Source organism: Ruegeria sp. BF8, assembly GCF_056538625.1.
This window is the reverse complement of sequence record NZ_JBQFTL010000001.1, coordinates 346,307-360,163: the sequence shown is the minus strand read 5'-3', so window position 1 is coordinate 360,163 and position 13,857 is coordinate 346,307. Positions and strand designations below refer to the sequence as shown.

16 protein-coding genes are annotated in these 13,857 nt (G+C 62.2%); 11 read left to right on the top strand and 5 right to left on the bottom strand.

Annotated elements, in window-relative coordinates; all coding sequences use genetic code 11:
* Window positions 1-31: 31 nt before the first annotated feature.
* Window positions 32-700 carry an SOS response-associated peptidase gene (locus tag ACR0LD_RS01730; RefSeq protein ID WP_480635452.1) on the bottom strand — a complete coding sequence of 223 codons (669 nt, stop codon included), beginning with the start codon at window positions 698-700 and terminating at the stop codon, window positions 32-34.
* 55 nt (window positions 701-755) lie between these two features.
* On the opposite strand from ACR0LD_RS01730, the gene ACR0LD_RS01725 reads away from it, so the two are divergent.
* The gene (locus tag ACR0LD_RS01725; protein WP_480635450.1) at window positions 756-2,408 is read left to right on the top strand and encodes a tetratricopeptide repeat-containing sulfotransferase family protein; all 1,653 of its coding nucleotides are present in this window, start codon (window positions 756-758) and stop codon (window positions 2,406-2,408) included.
* Between the two features lie 63 nt (window positions 2,409-2,471).
* Here ACR0LD_RS01725 and ACR0LD_RS01720 read toward each other — a convergent pair whose 3' ends face one another.
* Entirely contained in the window at window positions 2,472-4,049 is a 1,578-nt protein-coding gene (locus ACR0LD_RS01720) for a bifunctional metallophosphatase/5'-nucleotidase (protein WP_170522913.1), read from the bottom strand.
* A gap of 107 nt (window positions 4,050-4,156) precedes the next feature.
* Between ACR0LD_RS01720 and ACR0LD_RS01715 the strand changes: the two genes are divergently transcribed.
* From ACR0LD_RS01715 to arsC, 4 genes are read left to right on the top strand one after another with little or no spacing between them, the layout of a single operon-like run.
* Entirely contained in the window at window positions 4,157-4,495 is a 339-nt protein-coding gene (locus tag ACR0LD_RS01715) for a DUF952 domain-containing protein (protein WP_170359235.1), read from the top strand.
* Complete coding sequence (locus tag ACR0LD_RS01710) at window positions 4,492-4,923, top strand: DUF1330 domain-containing protein (protein ID WP_170366556.1); 432 nt, start codon at window positions 4,492-4,494, stop codon at window positions 4,921-4,923. The genes ACR0LD_RS01715 and ACR0LD_RS01710 overlap by 4 nt, the downstream gene beginning before the upstream one ends.
* Window positions 4,920-5,978: a quinone-dependent dihydroorotate dehydrogenase gene (locus ACR0LD_RS01705; protein WP_170366557.1), complete on the top strand. Its 1,059-nt coding sequence runs from the start codon at window positions 4,920-4,922 to the stop codon at window positions 5,976-5,978. Before ACR0LD_RS01710 ends, ACR0LD_RS01705 begins: the two co-directional genes overlap by 4 nt.
* The gene (gene arsC, locus ACR0LD_RS01700; RefSeq protein WP_170337675.1) at window positions 5,975-6,316 is read left to right on the top strand and encodes an arsenate reductase (glutaredoxin); all 342 of its coding nucleotides are present in this window, start codon (window positions 5,975-5,977) and stop codon (window positions 6,314-6,316) included. Before ACR0LD_RS01705 ends, arsC begins: the two co-directional genes overlap by 4 nt.
* On the opposite strand, the gene ACR0LD_RS01695 is transcribed toward arsC, so the two are convergent.
* From ACR0LD_RS01695 to ACR0LD_RS01685, 3 genes are read right to left on the bottom strand one after another with little or no spacing between them, the layout of a single operon-like run.
* Complete coding sequence (locus tag ACR0LD_RS01695) at window positions 6,313-7,629, bottom strand: MATE family efflux transporter (protein ID WP_170366558.1); 1,317 nt, start codon at window positions 7,627-7,629, stop codon at window positions 6,313-6,315. The genes arsC and ACR0LD_RS01695 overlap by 4 nt on opposite strands.
* A gap of 5 nt (window positions 7,630-7,634) precedes the next feature.
* The gene (locus tag ACR0LD_RS01690; protein WP_170368762.1) at window positions 7,635-8,153 is read right to left on the bottom strand and encodes a PaaI family thioesterase; all 519 of its coding nucleotides are present in this window, start codon (window positions 8,151-8,153) and stop codon (window positions 7,635-7,637) included.
* 1 nt (window position 8,154) lies between these two features.
* Window positions 8,155-8,574: a PaaI family thioesterase gene (locus ACR0LD_RS01685; RefSeq protein ID WP_170358398.1), complete on the bottom strand. Its 420-nt coding sequence runs from the start codon at window positions 8,572-8,574 to the stop codon at window positions 8,155-8,157.
* 113 nt (window positions 8,575-8,687) lie between these two features.
* Between ACR0LD_RS01685 and ACR0LD_RS01680 the strand changes: the two genes are divergently transcribed.
* The 6 genes from ACR0LD_RS01680 (at window position 8,688) to ACR0LD_RS01655 (ending at window position 13,835) form a co-directional block, all read left to right on the top strand.
* Window positions 8,688-9,056 carry a MerR family transcriptional regulator gene (locus ACR0LD_RS01680; protein WP_170337669.1) on the top strand — a complete coding sequence of 123 codons (369 nt, stop codon included), beginning with the start codon at window positions 8,688-8,690 and terminating at the stop codon, window positions 9,054-9,056.
* A gap of 282 nt (window positions 9,057-9,338) precedes the next feature.
* Entirely contained in the window at window positions 9,339-9,740 is a 402-nt protein-coding gene (locus ACR0LD_RS01675; RefSeq protein ID WP_093962630.1) for a MerR family transcriptional regulator, read from the top strand.
* 46 nt (window positions 9,741-9,786) lie between these two features.
* Window positions 9,787-11,568: an acyl-CoA dehydrogenase C-terminal domain-containing protein gene (locus ACR0LD_RS01670; protein WP_480635446.1), complete on the top strand. Its 1,782-nt coding sequence runs from the start codon at window positions 9,787-9,789 to the stop codon at window positions 11,566-11,568.
* 56 nt (window positions 11,569-11,624) lie between these two features.
* Complete coding sequence (locus tag ACR0LD_RS01665; protein WP_480635444.1) at window positions 11,625-11,837, top strand: hypothetical protein; 213 nt, start codon at window positions 11,625-11,627, stop codon at window positions 11,835-11,837.
* Between the two features lie 137 nt (window positions 11,838-11,974).
* Complete coding sequence (locus ACR0LD_RS01660; RefSeq protein ID WP_170358390.1) at window positions 11,975-12,613, top strand: glutathione S-transferase family protein; 639 nt, start codon at window positions 11,975-11,977, stop codon at window positions 12,611-12,613.
* A 10-nt stretch (window positions 12,614-12,623) separates the two neighbouring features.
* Window positions 12,624-13,835 carry an acetyl-CoA C-acetyltransferase gene (locus ACR0LD_RS01655; RefSeq protein ID WP_480635442.1) on the top strand — a complete coding sequence of 404 codons (1,212 nt, stop codon included), beginning with the start codon at window positions 12,624-12,626 and terminating at the stop codon, window positions 13,833-13,835.
* Window positions 13,836-13,857: the final 22 nt, after the last annotated feature.

Sequence of the window (13,857 nt, the reverse complement as noted above, 5' to 3'; positions counted from 1 at the left end):
GATGGCAAAAGAAAAGAAGGCCCCGCCGATGTCATTCATCGGCTTCGGGCGCGATCAGGTCCGGCCCACTGGCCCGGTTGGAGTTTACGGCCGTGCCGACCCTGTGAAACTGCAACACATCCTCGGCGCCGGGTTTCATCAGGAGGGCTGCCCCCTTGCCGACCTCGCCCAGCCACAAGGCCCAATCCGCCTGTTCGATGATCAACGGCATTCGGTGATGAACCGCACGCACATTGTCGTTGGCTGCGGTCGTGACGATCGCGCAGGTCGCCTGCCGCGCCTCACCCTCGCCCCAGTTCTGCCAGATGCCGGCAAAGGCGATGGGCGCACCATCGCTGCGGTGGAAGTACCAAGGCAGCCGCGCACCGTCCTTGGTCTTGGTCCATTCGTAGAAACCCGTGGCCACGATCAGGCAACGCCGATCGCGGCAGGCTGCGCGAAATGCCGGTTTCTGGGCCAGGGTTTCGGCGCGGGCGTTGATCAGCAGCGGACCGTCGTTTTGGGTTTTGTACCAATGTGGCAAGAAACCCCACCGCAGCGGGTCCAACTGCCGCCCTCCCTCTCCTGCGCGCACGACATGCACCTGATTTGTCGGGCAGATGTTGTAGTTGGGCACCGCCGGCAACGCGTTTGAAGGCCGCGCAGCAAACAGCTGCGCCATGGCATCGTTGGGAAGAGTTATTGCAAACCGTCCGCACATGGGTAATGAACCAACAACAAAAGTTTCAATCAGGCACAGGGTCTCGCGCAGTCAGATGACAAATCAAGCACCAAATTCCCTCAAGGCCAAGGCGGTGGCGGATCTGGACTCCGGCAAGCTTCCTCAGGCTCTGAAGAAAGCTACCCTCGGCATCAAGAAATTCCCGAAAGACGCGGACTACCACGCGATTGCCGGGTTCGTTCTGACCGAGATGAAGCAGTACAAGAAATCGCTGCCGCATTTCCAGGAAGCCGCCCGCCTGAAACCGGACGACCCGCAATTCGTCGAAAACATCGCGAATGCCCTGATGCAGACCGGCCAGATCGCGCGAGCGTTGGCCTATGCCGAAAAGATGGCCGAAAAGATTCCCGGCAACCGCGAGATCGTCCGGGTGATCGATGAAATCACGCTCAAGGGCAAGAACTGGCGCAGCATCATCGAGAACGCCACCAAGCGACTGATGACCGATCCGGACAACCCCAAGCTGCTGTCCACCCGCAGCAGGGCCTATGGGCGCGTCGGCTTCGTGGATGCGGCCTCGGCCGATATTGCGCGCGCATACGAACTGGATCCCGACAACATCGAAATCGCCTTCCGCCGAGCGGTGGACCTGCACCAGGCTGGCGACAAGAAAGGCTGTACTGACATTTTGTGGCGCGTGCTGGACAAGGATCCGTATCACGCATCGGCGTTGTTCCAATTGTCGTCGATGGTAGACGCCGAACAGGCCGAAGCATTGCTGCCCCGGGTCGAGGCCGCGATCGCAAAGCGGAAACACCCCAATTCGACTCTGGAATTCACGCTGGCGCAGCTTCAATCGAAGATCGGTGGGTTAGAGGCCGCTCTTGCGCAGTTTGCAGTCGCAAACAGGGTGCAGCACGACGAAAACCCATACGATTTCGAAGAAGAAGAGCGCAAACTACGCCGCATCTGTGGTTTGTTTCCCGACAGCACGTCGGTCCCAAGTTCCGGGATCGAGGAAATGCCCTTGCCGATTTTCGTGATCGGACAGCCTCGGTCGGGCACCACGTTGATGGAAATGATGCTGAGTTCCGCCCCCGATATCGCGGGATGTGGAGAGCTGAACCTCGGGTCCGACCTTTCGGCGCCATACTCGAACGAAAAGAAAGCTTTCTCGGACGCAGACGCCGCGGAATTCGCCAAGCTTTTCCGCGAGTTGATGCCCCCGATCCCCGAGGGTTCGATCGCTTTCGTCGACAAGATGCCCCACAACTACCAGCGGGTTGGTTTTCTTTTGGCAGCGTTCCCCAACGCCAAGATCATCAACATGCTGCGCGATCCGCGGGACGTCGGCCTGTCGAAATGGATCCGGCGTTTTCCAGCGGGCGGAATGCGATACGCATCGAACCTGAACTCGATCGCGCACTCGGCCAACATGTATCGCCGCTACATGCAGCATTGGGATGCCATCTTCGGGGATCGCATACTAACGGTGCCCTACGAAAAACTGGTGGCCGATCCCGAGACCTACAGCAAGCAGGTTGCAGAATTCTGCGGGATCGAATGGCGCGAAAGCATGATGCACCCGGAAGAAAACAAGAAACAGGTGCGCACGGCCAGTATCGACCAGGTGCGCAACAAAATCTCGACCAAATCGGTTGGCGGCTGGCGTCAGGTTGCGGATTATATCCGGCCCATGTTGGACGGTTTCGACCCCGAGTTGTGGCCCGAATACGAATTCGACTAAGCCGAAACCCAACAAAAAAGGCCGCATCCTTGGATGCGGCCTTTTCTTTCTCTGTGTCAGCAATCACTTCTGCTGGATACGTCCATCCAGATAGGGCGTGTAGGGAGCATTGGCCGCAAGGTATTCCGCGGTCACATCCGCAAGATCGGGACCGAAGTCGTAGGCATTCTTGTCCTCGCCAGAGAACATCTTGTACCCGTCGCCACCGTTGCGGACATAATTGTTGGTCACCACCAGATAGGTCTTGGCCGGATCGATCGGCACATAGCCATCACCTTCGGCCACCATGACCTCGGTCACGCGGCCTTCGTTGGGGGCAACCGACGGATCCCAGGTGAACTTCAGCCCTGCCACCTGCGGGAAGCGGCCCTTGACCTCTTCCACTTGGCTGACGCCGTTTTCCAGCGCATCGATGATGCCCTGACCGCTGATCTCAAAGGTCGAGAGCGTGTTCTGGAAGGGCAGAACGGTCAGCACCTCGCCCATGGTCACGTCGCCCGCGTCGATCGAGGCGCGCAGGCCACCCGAGTTGGCGATGGCGATCTGAACGCCCTGATCGGCGACCCGCGCCAGCATGGCATCGGCCACCAGATTGCCCATCTCGCATTCCTGCACGCGGCAGATCGACCGGTCACCTTCGATCGGAGCCGCGGCGTTGGCCACGACCTTGTTGCGGATCTCGTCCAGCGGTTTGGCCAGTTCTGCGATGCGGTCCAGGGCAGCCTGATCCTCGGTCACGGTGTTGTCCATGATCAGCGGTTCACCCACCGCCTCGACCACGTTGCCGTCGTCATCAAAGGTCACGTTCAACTCGCCGAGGAACTTGCCGTAGGCATAGGCCTGAACGATCTGCACCCCGTTCACTACGGTCGGGTACGGCCCGGCGGCCTTGTCTGAAGTATTCGACAGGTAAGTGTTCGAATGTCCGCCCACGATCACGTCAACACCCGTGGTTTCCTGCGCGACCCGCTGGTCGACGCCATAGCCCGAGTGGCTGAGCACGATGATCTTGTTGATGCCTTCCGCCGTCAGCTTGTCCACCTCGGCCTGAACCGCCGGAACAGGATCAGAGAACACGACATTCGGCCCGGGTGAAGCCAACTCGTCGGTGTCTTCGGGGGTCAGGCCGATCAGGCCAATCTTCTCTCCACCCACTTCGATCACGGTCGAGGGCATAATCCTGTCGGTCAGCAGTTCCTCGTTCTCGATGTTCGCATTCGACATCAGAATCGGAAATTCGACCGCATCAACGAAACCGGCCAGAACCTCGGGGCCATCATCGAATTCGTGGTTGCCCACGGTCATCGCATCATAGCCCAGCTTGTTCATGAACTCGGCCGCGACCTTGCCCTTGTAATAGGTATAGAACAACGACCCCTGAAACTGGTCACCGCCGTCCACGAGGATCGAGTTTTCGGCCCGCGCGCGGGCGTCGTTGACCGCGGTCACCAAACGCGCCGAACCGCCGAAGCATTTGCCCTCGGCATTGTCCTCGGCGCCACAGCCGCTGTCATATTTGTTGATCGGCTCGAACCGGGAATGGAAGTCGTTGGTGTGCAGAATGGTCAGCTTGTAGTCGGCCGCCGCCATGCCTGCAGTCAGGCCAAGGGCCGCCACGGATGTCAGGAAACGGGTAATCATTTGAAACTCCCTGTTATTGATTGTCAGGATCGTGCGCCGAGGGCGGCAAAGAGTCAAAGGGGGAAATGCGGCTTGATTCTACCCCGCGCGCGGGGCATCACGGCGCCATGCTGATCTACAAGATATTCCGGGCCGAGGAATGGGCGGCCCTGCAGGCACAGGGCGAAACCCGGGGCGCGCCCATCGATGTGGCGGATGGGTTTGTGCATTTCTCCACCGCAGAACAGGCGGCCGAGACCGCGGCTAAACACTTTGCCGGGGTCGAAAACCTGACCCTCGTGGCCTGCGATGCCCAGAAAATGGGCGATGATCTGAGATGGGAGGTCTCGCGCGGCGGGGCCTTGTTCCCGCATCTCTATCGCAACATGCGCATGGCGGATGTGGTCTGGGCCAAGCCGCTGTCGCTGGAAAACGGCGCGCACCGCTTCCCCAAGGAGATGCAATGACCGGCCATATCGACCCCGACCGCGCCGAGTTCGAGGCGTTCAAAGCGCTGGACCGCGATCACCCGATCGAGATGCTGAACCTTGTGCAGTTCCGCGCCAAGGCCGTCTATCCCGCAGGCCACGACCTGGCCGGCGCGGGGCTGAGCGGCGCAGAAGCCTATCGCCGGTATGGTGCCGAAACCGCCCCGATCATCGCGCGGCTGGGGGCCTCGATCATCTGGCGCGGCACGTTCCAGACAACGCTGATCGGCCCGAAGGGCGAAGCGTGGGACGAGATGTTCATCGCCCGTTACCCCTCGGCCCATGCGTTTCTGGAGATGGTGACCGACCCGGCTTATCGCGCGGCGGTCATTCACCGGCAGGCGGCGGTGGCCGACTCGCGCCTGATCCGCACCGCCCCTACCCCAACCGGAGCGTCCTTCGGATGAAACTGACCGAGAAACTGGCCCTGGCCGCGCTACATCGCCTGGACCCAGAAACCGCGCACGGCCTGTCGATCAAGGCGCTGAAAACGGGTTTGACCCCGGCGCCCGGTCCCGTCACCTCGACGCGCTTGCGCACGCAACTTGCCGGGCTGGACCTGCCCAACCCGGTGGGGCTGGCCGCCGGGTTCGACAAGAATGGCGAGGTTCTGGGCCCGCTGTCGCGCGCGGGCTTCGGATTCATTGAGGTGGGCGCCGTGACCCCGCGCCCGCAGCCGGGCAACCCCAAGCCGCGACTGTTCCGCCTGACCGAGGACCGCGCCGCCATCAACCGGTTCGGCTTCAACAACGAAGGGATGGAGGCGATGGCCCGGCGTCTGGCGCACCGCCCCAAGGACGCGGTGATCGGCCTGAACCTGGGCGCCAACAAAGACAGCACCGACCGGGCGCGGGATTTTGCGCATGTGCTGGCCCATTGCGGGCAATGGCTGGATTTCGCCACGGTGAATGTCTCGTCACCCAACACCGAAAAGCTGCGCGACCTGCAGGGGAAAGAAGCGCTGAGCGCCCTGCTGGCAGGTGTGCTGGACACCCGCGATGCCTTGGCGCGGCGGGTCCCGGTGTTTCTGAAGATCGCCCCCGACCTGGCGGATGACGAACTGCGGGACATCGCCGATGTCGCCCGTGACACGGGCATCGACGGTGTCATCGCCACCAACACGACCTTGTCGCGCGAAGGGCTGCGCAGCCTGCACAAGGATCAGGCCGGCGGATTGTCGGGCGCGCCCCTGTTCGAGAAATCGACCCGCGTTCTGGCTCGGCTGAGCCAGTTGACCGACGGGCAGATCCCGCTGATCGGCGTGGGTGGCATCGGCACGGCCGAACAGGCCTATGCCAAAATCTGCGCCGGGGCCTCGGCCGTGCAGTTCTATACCGCGATGGTCTATGGCGGCCTGTCGCTGGCGGCCGAGATCGCGCGGGGGCTGGACGCCCTGCTGGCGCGGGACGGGTTCAAGTCGGTGGCCGACGCCGTCGGCAGCAAACGAGAGGATTGGCTGTGATCGAATACTGGCACAACCCACGCTGTTCAAAATCGCGCGCCGGGCTGGCCCTGCTGCAGGACCGCGGCGCCGAAGTCACCGTTCGCAGATACCTCGAGGACGCGCCCAGCGCGGATGAGCTGCGCGCGGTGCTGTCCCGGTTGGGCATCCCGGCGATCGAGATGATGCGCAGGGGCGAGGCGCGGTTCAAGGAACTGGGGCTGAGTAGGGAAACACCCGAAGAGGCCTTGGTTCACGCCATGGCCGAGAACCCGATCCTCATCGAACGCCCCATCGGGATCACCACCGACAAGGCCGCAATCGGTCGCCCGCCCGAGACCCTGCTGACCCTGCTCTAGGCCACCTGCGCCTCGAGCCGGGGATAGCGCAGGCCCAGCGTCACCGCGCGGGCGGTGTTCAGCACCATCAGCGCGGCCCACAGCCCGTGATTGCCCATGGTCGGCACCAGCAGGAACAGCGCCACCACATAGATTGCCACCGACTGGATCATGGCGATGCGCATGGCGCGGGTCCAGGTGGCGCCGATGTAGATGCCGTCGAACATCCAGCTGGCAACGCCGACCACCGGGGCCAGCGCCGCCCAGATCAGGTATTCGCGCGCCGTGATCCGCACCTCGGGCGCGGTGGCCATCAGGTCGATCAATGCGGGCCCTGCCACAAAAAACGTGGCCCCCAGCACCAGAGCCCCACCGACGCCCCATTGCGACGCCATGACCGAGGCGCGCCGGACCTGGTATCGGTCCTTGGCTCCGACGGCGCTGCCTACCAATGCCTCGGCAGAAAAGGCGAACCCGTCCAACGCAAAGGCGGTGATTTCCAGGAACTGCAGCAGCACCTGGTTGGCGGCCAGCGTCACGTCGCCCAGATCGGCGCCCACGAACAGAAAGGTGGTGAAGGACCCGGTCAGCAGGACCGACCGGATCATGATGTCGCCATTGACCTGCATCATCCGGCGCAGGCGGGCGGGGTCGAAGATCCGCGCCCAATCGCGCCATTGATTACCCCCGAACGCATCTCGGCACAGCCACAGACCCAGCGCCAGACCCGTCCATTCGGCAATCAGCGTGGCCACCGCCACCCCTTCGACGCCCCAGCCCAGCCCCAGCACGAACCACAGATCCAGCAGGATGTTCAGCCCGTTCATCCAAACCTGCAGGACGAACACGCCGCGCGTGCGCTCGACCGCGATCAGCCAGCCGGTCACGGCATAAAGCGCAATGGTCGCGGGCGCGCCCCAGATCCGAATCTCGAGGTATTTGCGCGTCAACGCCTCGACCTCGGGGCTGGCGGGCGACAGCGCGAAGGCTCCTGCGAATACCGCCACCTGCGCCACGATGAAGAACAGCCCCGCCGCACCGCCCAAGAGCAGGCCGCGCATAAGCAGAGCACCGGTTTCGGCCCTGTCCCCCGCGCCTCGGGCCTGTGCGGCCAGGCCGGTCGTGCCCATGCGCAGAAAGCCGAACACCCAGTAGATCGTGGCCAGAATGACCGCGCCAATGCCAACCGCGCCGATCGGGGCGGCCTGCCCCATCTGGCCGACCACGCCGGTATCTACCGCGCCCAGAATCGGCACCGTCGCGTTGGACAGCACGATCGGCACTGCGATCTTCAGCACCCGTCTGTGCGTAATGGGTGCCGAGGCGTCCCGCATTTTGCTCAACTCTTGGCCGAAGGCTCTTGCGGCATCAGGAAATGCCCTGTGGCCTGCGCGAACAGCTTGGCGTGGTTGTCCTGCCAAGCCTCGACGCGCACCGAGGCATACCGCCGACCCGCCCGGCTGATGAAGGCGCGTGCATAGGCATCGCGCGGCAGGCCCGAGCGCAGGTAATCCACCGTGAAATCGATGGTCTTGGGAAAGCGGATACTGTGATCCGAGATGATGTCTTCGGCGTCGATCTCACCGCTTTCAATGCGTGGAAACAGGTGTTCCCAGCTGAGCGTGATCACCGCCGTCACCTCGAGAAAGGCCGCCGTAACGCCCCCATGAATCGCCGGCAGGAACGGGTTGCCGATCAACTTTTCGTCGAAATTCAGAACACCGGTCAGTTCGTCTCCGCGCCGGTCAAAGCTGATATTGAGGAACCGGATATACGGGACCCCCTCGACCAGCGCCTTGAGGGCCGCGTCGCGGCGCTGTTTCACCACCTGCATCGGTTCGGGACGGGGTCTTGCCATCTCACTTCCCCTCGACTGTGAAGGCGCCCGAGGCGGTGGCCACCGGGCGATCCTGATCGTCGTCCATGGCAGTTGCGCGCACGAAGGCCACATTGCGCGTGATGTGATAGCAGGTCGCGCGGGTGGTGATCGTCTGGCCGGGCGTTGCGGCGCGCATGTAGTCGATGCGCAGATCGATGGTTGCTGTGCCGCCCGGCGCCGCCGGGTGGCTCATGACCGCAGCCCCGCAGCAAGTATCCAGGCTGGCCGACACAGCCCCGCCGTGAATCACGCCAGTGCGGGGATCGCCGATCAGATCCTCGTTGTAAGGCATGGTGATCTCGGCCTCACCCTCGCCGATATGGGTCAGCGTCAGGCCCAGGGCCCGCGCATGGGGGATCGCCTCGATGAACTGGCGGGCGAGTACTGTCTTGTCGACCATGAGGTTCAGTCCTGTTGTCCTGCCCCTTTATGATCTGCTCTGCGCGCAAAGGGCAAGCCCGCCTGTTGCGCTTGTCCGCACAACGCCCTAGGTTGCAACCGAGGAGAACAGGAATGTCCGACAAGCGTTTGTCATTCAAAGAGATGTGCGCCGAGTTCGACGTGACTCCGCGCACCCTGCGCTACTACGAGTATATCGAGCTGCTGCAGCCAGACCGGGAAGGACGGTCCCGGTTTTACGGTCCGCGCGAGCGCGCGCGGATGAAGCTGATCATGCGTGGCCGCAAGTTCGGGTTTCCACTTGAGGAAATCCGGCAGTGGTTGTTGATCTACGAAGATCAAGGCAACAAGGCCCAGATGGCTACCTTTATCGAAATGGCCGACCGCCAGATGGAAGAGCTGCGTCAGCAGCGTCAGCAACTGGACGAAGCTATGGACGAGTTGCAGCGCCTTCGCGATCAAACGGCCAACTCCCTGACCTAAATCGGCCAGTTCGAGCCCCCAAATCCATCCTTCATTACACCGGAAATCTGCATTTTTCGGCTGGCGCCCTGCCGCCTGCCCGTCGGCTTCGAACCGCGCCGGTACAGTGGATTTGGCTGACCCAACGGAAAGAAAATTGCCAACCCGCCGCTTTACGCGACCGGAAGTTACGTCAATTTCTTTGTGACGCAGCGTCTGGATTACGTAAACGTCAATCTCATGTTGTAAAGCGGCCATCGACTGCGCAACTTTCTCATGACGCCAGCGACGAGAGGGTGACCAATGACCGAAGATCTTATGACCATCCGCGAGATGTGCGAGACCTATGACGTCACGCCGCGGACCTTGCGGTTCTACGAAGCCAAAGAGCTTCTGTTTCCGATCCGTGAGGGCCAGAAACGGCTGTTCACCAAACGTGACAGGGCGCGGCTCAAGCTGATCTTGCGCGGCAAACGCTTTGGTTTCAGCCTGGAAGAGATTCGACAGCTTCTGGATCTGTACCATGTCGGCGACCAGCAACTCACCCAGATGACCCGCACCTATGAAATCGCGTGCGAGCGTCTGGCGGACATGGAAGCCCGCCGCGAGGAACTGACTCAGGCCATTGACGATCTGAAAGAGCAGTTGCGCTGGGGCGAGAAGGTCATCGCCTCGATGAAACAGGAAAAGAAGGCGGCCGAGTAACTCCGCGCCGCCTGCCACCCGGACATCTGAATTAAGGGAGCTTCAAATGCCCGTTTACAACGCGCCTACCAAAGACACGCAATTCGTTCTGCATGACGTTCTGAAAATCTCGGCCTCGGATATTCCGGGCTATGATGAGCTGGAGCCCGAGTTCACGGGCGCCGTTCTGGAGGAGGCCGGCAAGGTCGCCGTCAACCTGCTGCACCCGCTGAACGTGGTCGGCGACACCGAAGGCTGCCGGCTGGAAAACGGCGTCGTCTACACCCCGACCGGGTTCAAGGACGCGTTCGAGCAGGTCAAGGAAGGCGGCTGGACCGGTCTGGATATGCCCGAGGAATATGGCGGCCAGAACATGCCTTATGTTCTTGGCACGGCCGTGGGCGAGATGTTCTCGGCCGCAAACCAGGCCTTCACCATGTATCAGGGCCTGACCCACGGCGCGGCCTCGGCCATCCTGGCGCACGGCACCGATGCGCAGAAAGACACATATCTGCCCAAGATGGTCAGCTGTGAATGGACCGGCACCATGAACCTGACCGAGCCGCATTGCGGCACCGATCTGGGCCTGATGCGCACCAAGGCCGAGCCGCAGGGCGATGGCAGCTACAAGATCACCGGCCAAAAGATCTTTATCTCGTCCGGCGATCACGACATGGCCGACAACATCATCCACCTGGTGCTGGCCAAGATCCCCGGCGGCCCCGAGGGCATCAAGGGAGTGTCGCTGTTCATCGTGCCCAAGTTCCTGGTGAACGAAGACGGCAGCCTGGGCGAGCGCAATGGTGTTTCGGTCGGCAAGATCGAAGAAAAGATGGGCATCCACGGCAACTCGACCTGCGTAATGAACTATGACGGCGCAACCGGTTACCTGCTGGGTCAGGAACACAAGGGCATGCGCGCCATGTTCACCATGATGAACGAAGCGCGTCTGGGTGTCGGCATGCAAGGTCTGGCTCAAGCCGAGGCCGCCTATCAGAACGCGCTGGAATACGCCAAGGACCGTCTGCAAGGCCGCGACGTGACCGGCGTCAAGAATCCCGACGGCCCGGCCGATCCGCTGATCGTACATCCCGACATCCGCCGCAGCCTGATGGACCAGAAAAGCTTTGTGGAAGGCGCGCGGGCCTTCATCCTGTGGGGCGCGACCCTGATCGACAAGGCGCACCGCGCAGGCGACAAGGACGCCGACGGGCTGATCTCGCTGATGACCCCGGTCATCAAGGGTTTCCTGACCGACGAGGGCTATGACATGACCGTTCAGGCCCAGCAGGTCTATGGCGGCCATGGCTACATCGAGGAATGGGGCATGTCGCAATACACCCGCGACGCCCGCATCGCCATGATCTACGAAGGAGCCAACGGCGTTCAGGCGCTGGACCTGGTCGGCCGCAAGCTGGCGCAGGACGGCGGCAAGCATGTCATGGCCTTCTTCGACATGGTCAAAACCTTCTGCAAGGAAAACAGCGGCAAGGACGAAGCCTATGACAAGGCGTTCATCGAACCGCTGAAGGCCGCCTCGAAGGACCTGCAGGCCGCCGGCATGTATTTCATGCAGAACGGCATGACCAACCCGAACAACGCTCTGTCGGGCTCGTATGACTTCATGCACATGTTCGGTCATGTCTGCCTGGGCCTGATGTGGGCGCAGATGGCCAAGGCCGCACAGGAAGCGCTGGATGCCGGCGCGTCCGACAAGGACTTCTACGAGACCAAGATCGCCACCGGCCGCTACTACATGGCGCGCCGTCTGCCGGCCACGGGCATGCACCTGGCACGGATCCTGACCGGCGCCGACACGGTGATGGCACTGGACGCGGCGAACTTCTGATCCCAGTCTGGTTCCGGGCGACCCCGCCCGGAACCAGCGCTCATGGAGGAGATGACATGCCCAAACGCTTTCGCCTGACCCGCCGCTTTCCTGTCGCCATGACCGAGGAAGGTTATCGAAAACTCAGGGGGTTTGCCCGCGAGGCCGGGCTGGACGAAGGAGAGGCGCTGTCATTCCTGTTCGAGAACTTCAACAGCGTGATCGACGAGGAGAACCTGACCCACCGGCTGCGCATCTTCAATTCCGAGCTTGAGGCGCGCAAACGCTAGACGACCCCAATGCCTGGCCCAGGCCCGGCGTGTTTTCAGCAAGACAAGTCCGAACGCGGCTGCGGTCCGCGAGACAGGTCTTTCTTGAAACACGTGCGTGACGAAACCGTACAAACCGCCTTGGGAGGGGTGAGTGCATGAAGATAAAACTGCATTGCTTCGGAGAAAGCGGAAACTCATACAAGGCTGCCTTGGCACTTGAGATGTCGGGGCTGGAGTGGGAGCCGGTCTTTGTCGATTTCTTCAACGGCCAGACCCGAACCCCCGAATACCGCGCCGAAGTCAACGAAATGGGCGAAGCGCCGGTGTTGATCGACGGAGATTTCCGGACCAGCCAATCGGGCGCGATTCAGGCCTATGTCACCGAGAAGTCCGGGAAATTCGGCGGAAAGACGCGGGAAGAGACCTATGACATCCTGCGCTGGGTGCTGTGGGACAACCACAAGTTCAGCTCGATGGCTGGCATGACCCGGTTCCTTATCAACTTTCTGCCTGAACAGCACCGCAACCCGGATGTGATCGCCTTCAACCAAGGCCGCCTGAAAGCCGCCTATCAGGTGCTGAACGCGCATCTTGAGGGCCGCGACTGGATCGTCGGCGACAGCGTGACCAACGCCGATCTCAGCTGCTGCGGCTACCTCTATTACCCCGAACCCTTCGGCTTTGACCGCGCCGAATGGCCCCATATCGACGCCTGGCTGACCCGCCTGTCCGAGCAGCCAGGATGGAAACACCCCTATGACCTGATGCCCGGCAATCCGTCGGATCGAGCTTGAGGAGAGAAGTATGACCGAAGCTTACATTTATGATGCCCTGCGCACCCCGCGCGGCAAGGGCCGCAAGGACGGCAGCCTGCACGAGGTGACCTCGGTGCGCCTGTCGGCGGTGGCCCTGAACGCCATCAAGGAACGCAACAACCTGGAGGGCCACGCCGTCGAGGACGTGATCTGGGGCAACGTGACCCAGGTGATGGAACAGGGCGGCTGCCTGGCGCGCTCGGCGGTTCTGGCCTCGGGCCTGGATGAATCGATCCCCGGCCTGGCCATCAACCGGTTCTGCGCCTCCGGGATGGAGGCCGTGAATCTGGCCGCCAACCAGGTCAAGGGCGGCGCGGGCGAGGCCTATATCGCAGGTGGCGTCGAGATGATGGGCCGCGTGCCCATGGGCAGCGACGGCGCCGCCATCGCCGTCGATCCGTCGCTGGCGATGGAGACCTATTTCGTCCCGCAGGGCATCTCGGCCGACATCATCGCCACCGAATACGGTTTCAGCCGTGACGATGCCGACGCGCTGGCCGTCGAGTCTCAGAAACGCGCGGCCAAGGCGTGGGAAGAGAACCGCTTTGCCAAGTCGGTGATCACCGTCAAGGACCGCAACGGCCTGACCATTCTGGACCGCGACGAATACATGCGCCCCGGCACCGACATGCAGAGCCTCGGCGCGCTGAACCCGTCCTTCCAGATGATGGGCGAGCAGATGCCCGGTTTCGACAAGGTGGCGATGCTGAAATACCCGCACCTAGAAAAGATCAACCACATCCACCACGCCGGCAACAGCTCGGGCATCGTGGATGGCGCGGCGGCCGTTCTGATCGGCAACAAGGAATTCGGCGAGAAATACGGCCTGAAGCCGCGCGCCCGCATCAAGGCCACCGCCAAGATCGGGACCGATCCGACCATCATGCTGACTGGCCCGGTTCCGGTGACCGAAAAGATCCTGGCCGAAACCGGCATGAAGATCAGCGATCTGGACCTGTTCGAGGTCAACGAGGCCTTCGCCTCGGTCGTGCTGCGGTTCCAGCAGGCGTTTGACGTCGATCCGGCGCTGGTCAACGTCAATGGTGGTTCGATCGCCATGGGCCACCCGCTGGGCGCCACCGGCGCGATCATCATCGGCACCCTGTTGGACGAGCTGGAGCGCCAGGACAAGGAAACCGGTCTGGCCACCTTGTGCATCGCATCCGGCATGGGCGCGGCAACCATCATCGAACGTGTGTAACGGCGGGGTTCAGGAGAAGAAA

Coding starts and splice junctions, on each gene's coding strand:
- ACR0LD_RS01705 (WP_170366557.1), top strand. CDS start 4,920: ATGAAACTGACCGAGAAACTGGCCCTGGCCGCGCTACATCGCCTGGAC.
- ACR0LD_RS01660 (WP_170358390.1), top strand. CDS start 11,975: ATGAAGATAAAACTGCATTGCTTCGGAGAAAGCGGAAACTCATACAAG.
- ACR0LD_RS01715 (WP_170359235.1), top strand. CDS start 4,157: ATGCTGATCTACAAGATATTCCGGGCCGAGGAATGGGCGGCCCTGCAG.
- ACR0LD_RS01665 (WP_480635444.1), top strand. CDS start 11,625: ATGCCCAAACGCTTTCGCCTGACCCGCCGCTTTCCTGTCGCCATGACC.
- ACR0LD_RS01725 (WP_480635450.1), top strand. CDS start 756: ATGACAAATCAAGCACCAAATTCCCTCAAGGCCAAGGCGGTGGCGGAT.
- ACR0LD_RS01670 (WP_480635446.1), top strand. CDS start 9,787: ATGCCCGTTTACAACGCGCCTACCAAAGACACGCAATTCGTTCTGCAT.
- ACR0LD_RS01720 (WP_170522913.1), bottom strand. CDS start 4,049: ATGATTACCCGTTTCCTGACATCCGTGGCGGCCCTTGGCCTGACTGCA.
- ACR0LD_RS01695 (WP_170366558.1), bottom strand. CDS start 7,629: ATGCGGGACGCCTCGGCACCCATTACGCACAGACGGGTGCTGAAGATC.
- ACR0LD_RS01690 (WP_170368762.1), bottom strand. CDS start 8,153: ATGGCAAGACCCCGTCCCGAACCGATGCAGGTGGTGAAACAGCGCCGC.
- ACR0LD_RS01680 (WP_170337669.1), top strand. CDS start 8,688: ATGTCCGACAAGCGTTTGTCATTCAAAGAGATGTGCGCCGAGTTCGAC.
- ACR0LD_RS01685 (WP_170358398.1), bottom strand. CDS start 8,574: ATGGTCGACAAGACAGTACTCGCCCGCCAGTTCATCGAGGCGATCCCC.
- ACR0LD_RS01655 (WP_480635442.1), top strand. CDS start 12,624: ATGACCGAAGCTTACATTTATGATGCCCTGCGCACCCCGCGCGGCAAG.
- ACR0LD_RS01730 (WP_480635452.1), bottom strand. CDS start 700: ATGTGCGGACGGTTTGCAATAACTCTTCCCAACGATGCCATGGCGCAG.
- ACR0LD_RS01675 (WP_093962630.1), top strand. CDS start 9,339: ATGACCGAAGATCTTATGACCATCCGCGAGATGTGCGAGACCTATGAC.
- ACR0LD_RS01710 (WP_170366556.1), top strand. CDS start 4,492: ATGACCGGCCATATCGACCCCGACCGCGCCGAGTTCGAGGCGTTCAAA.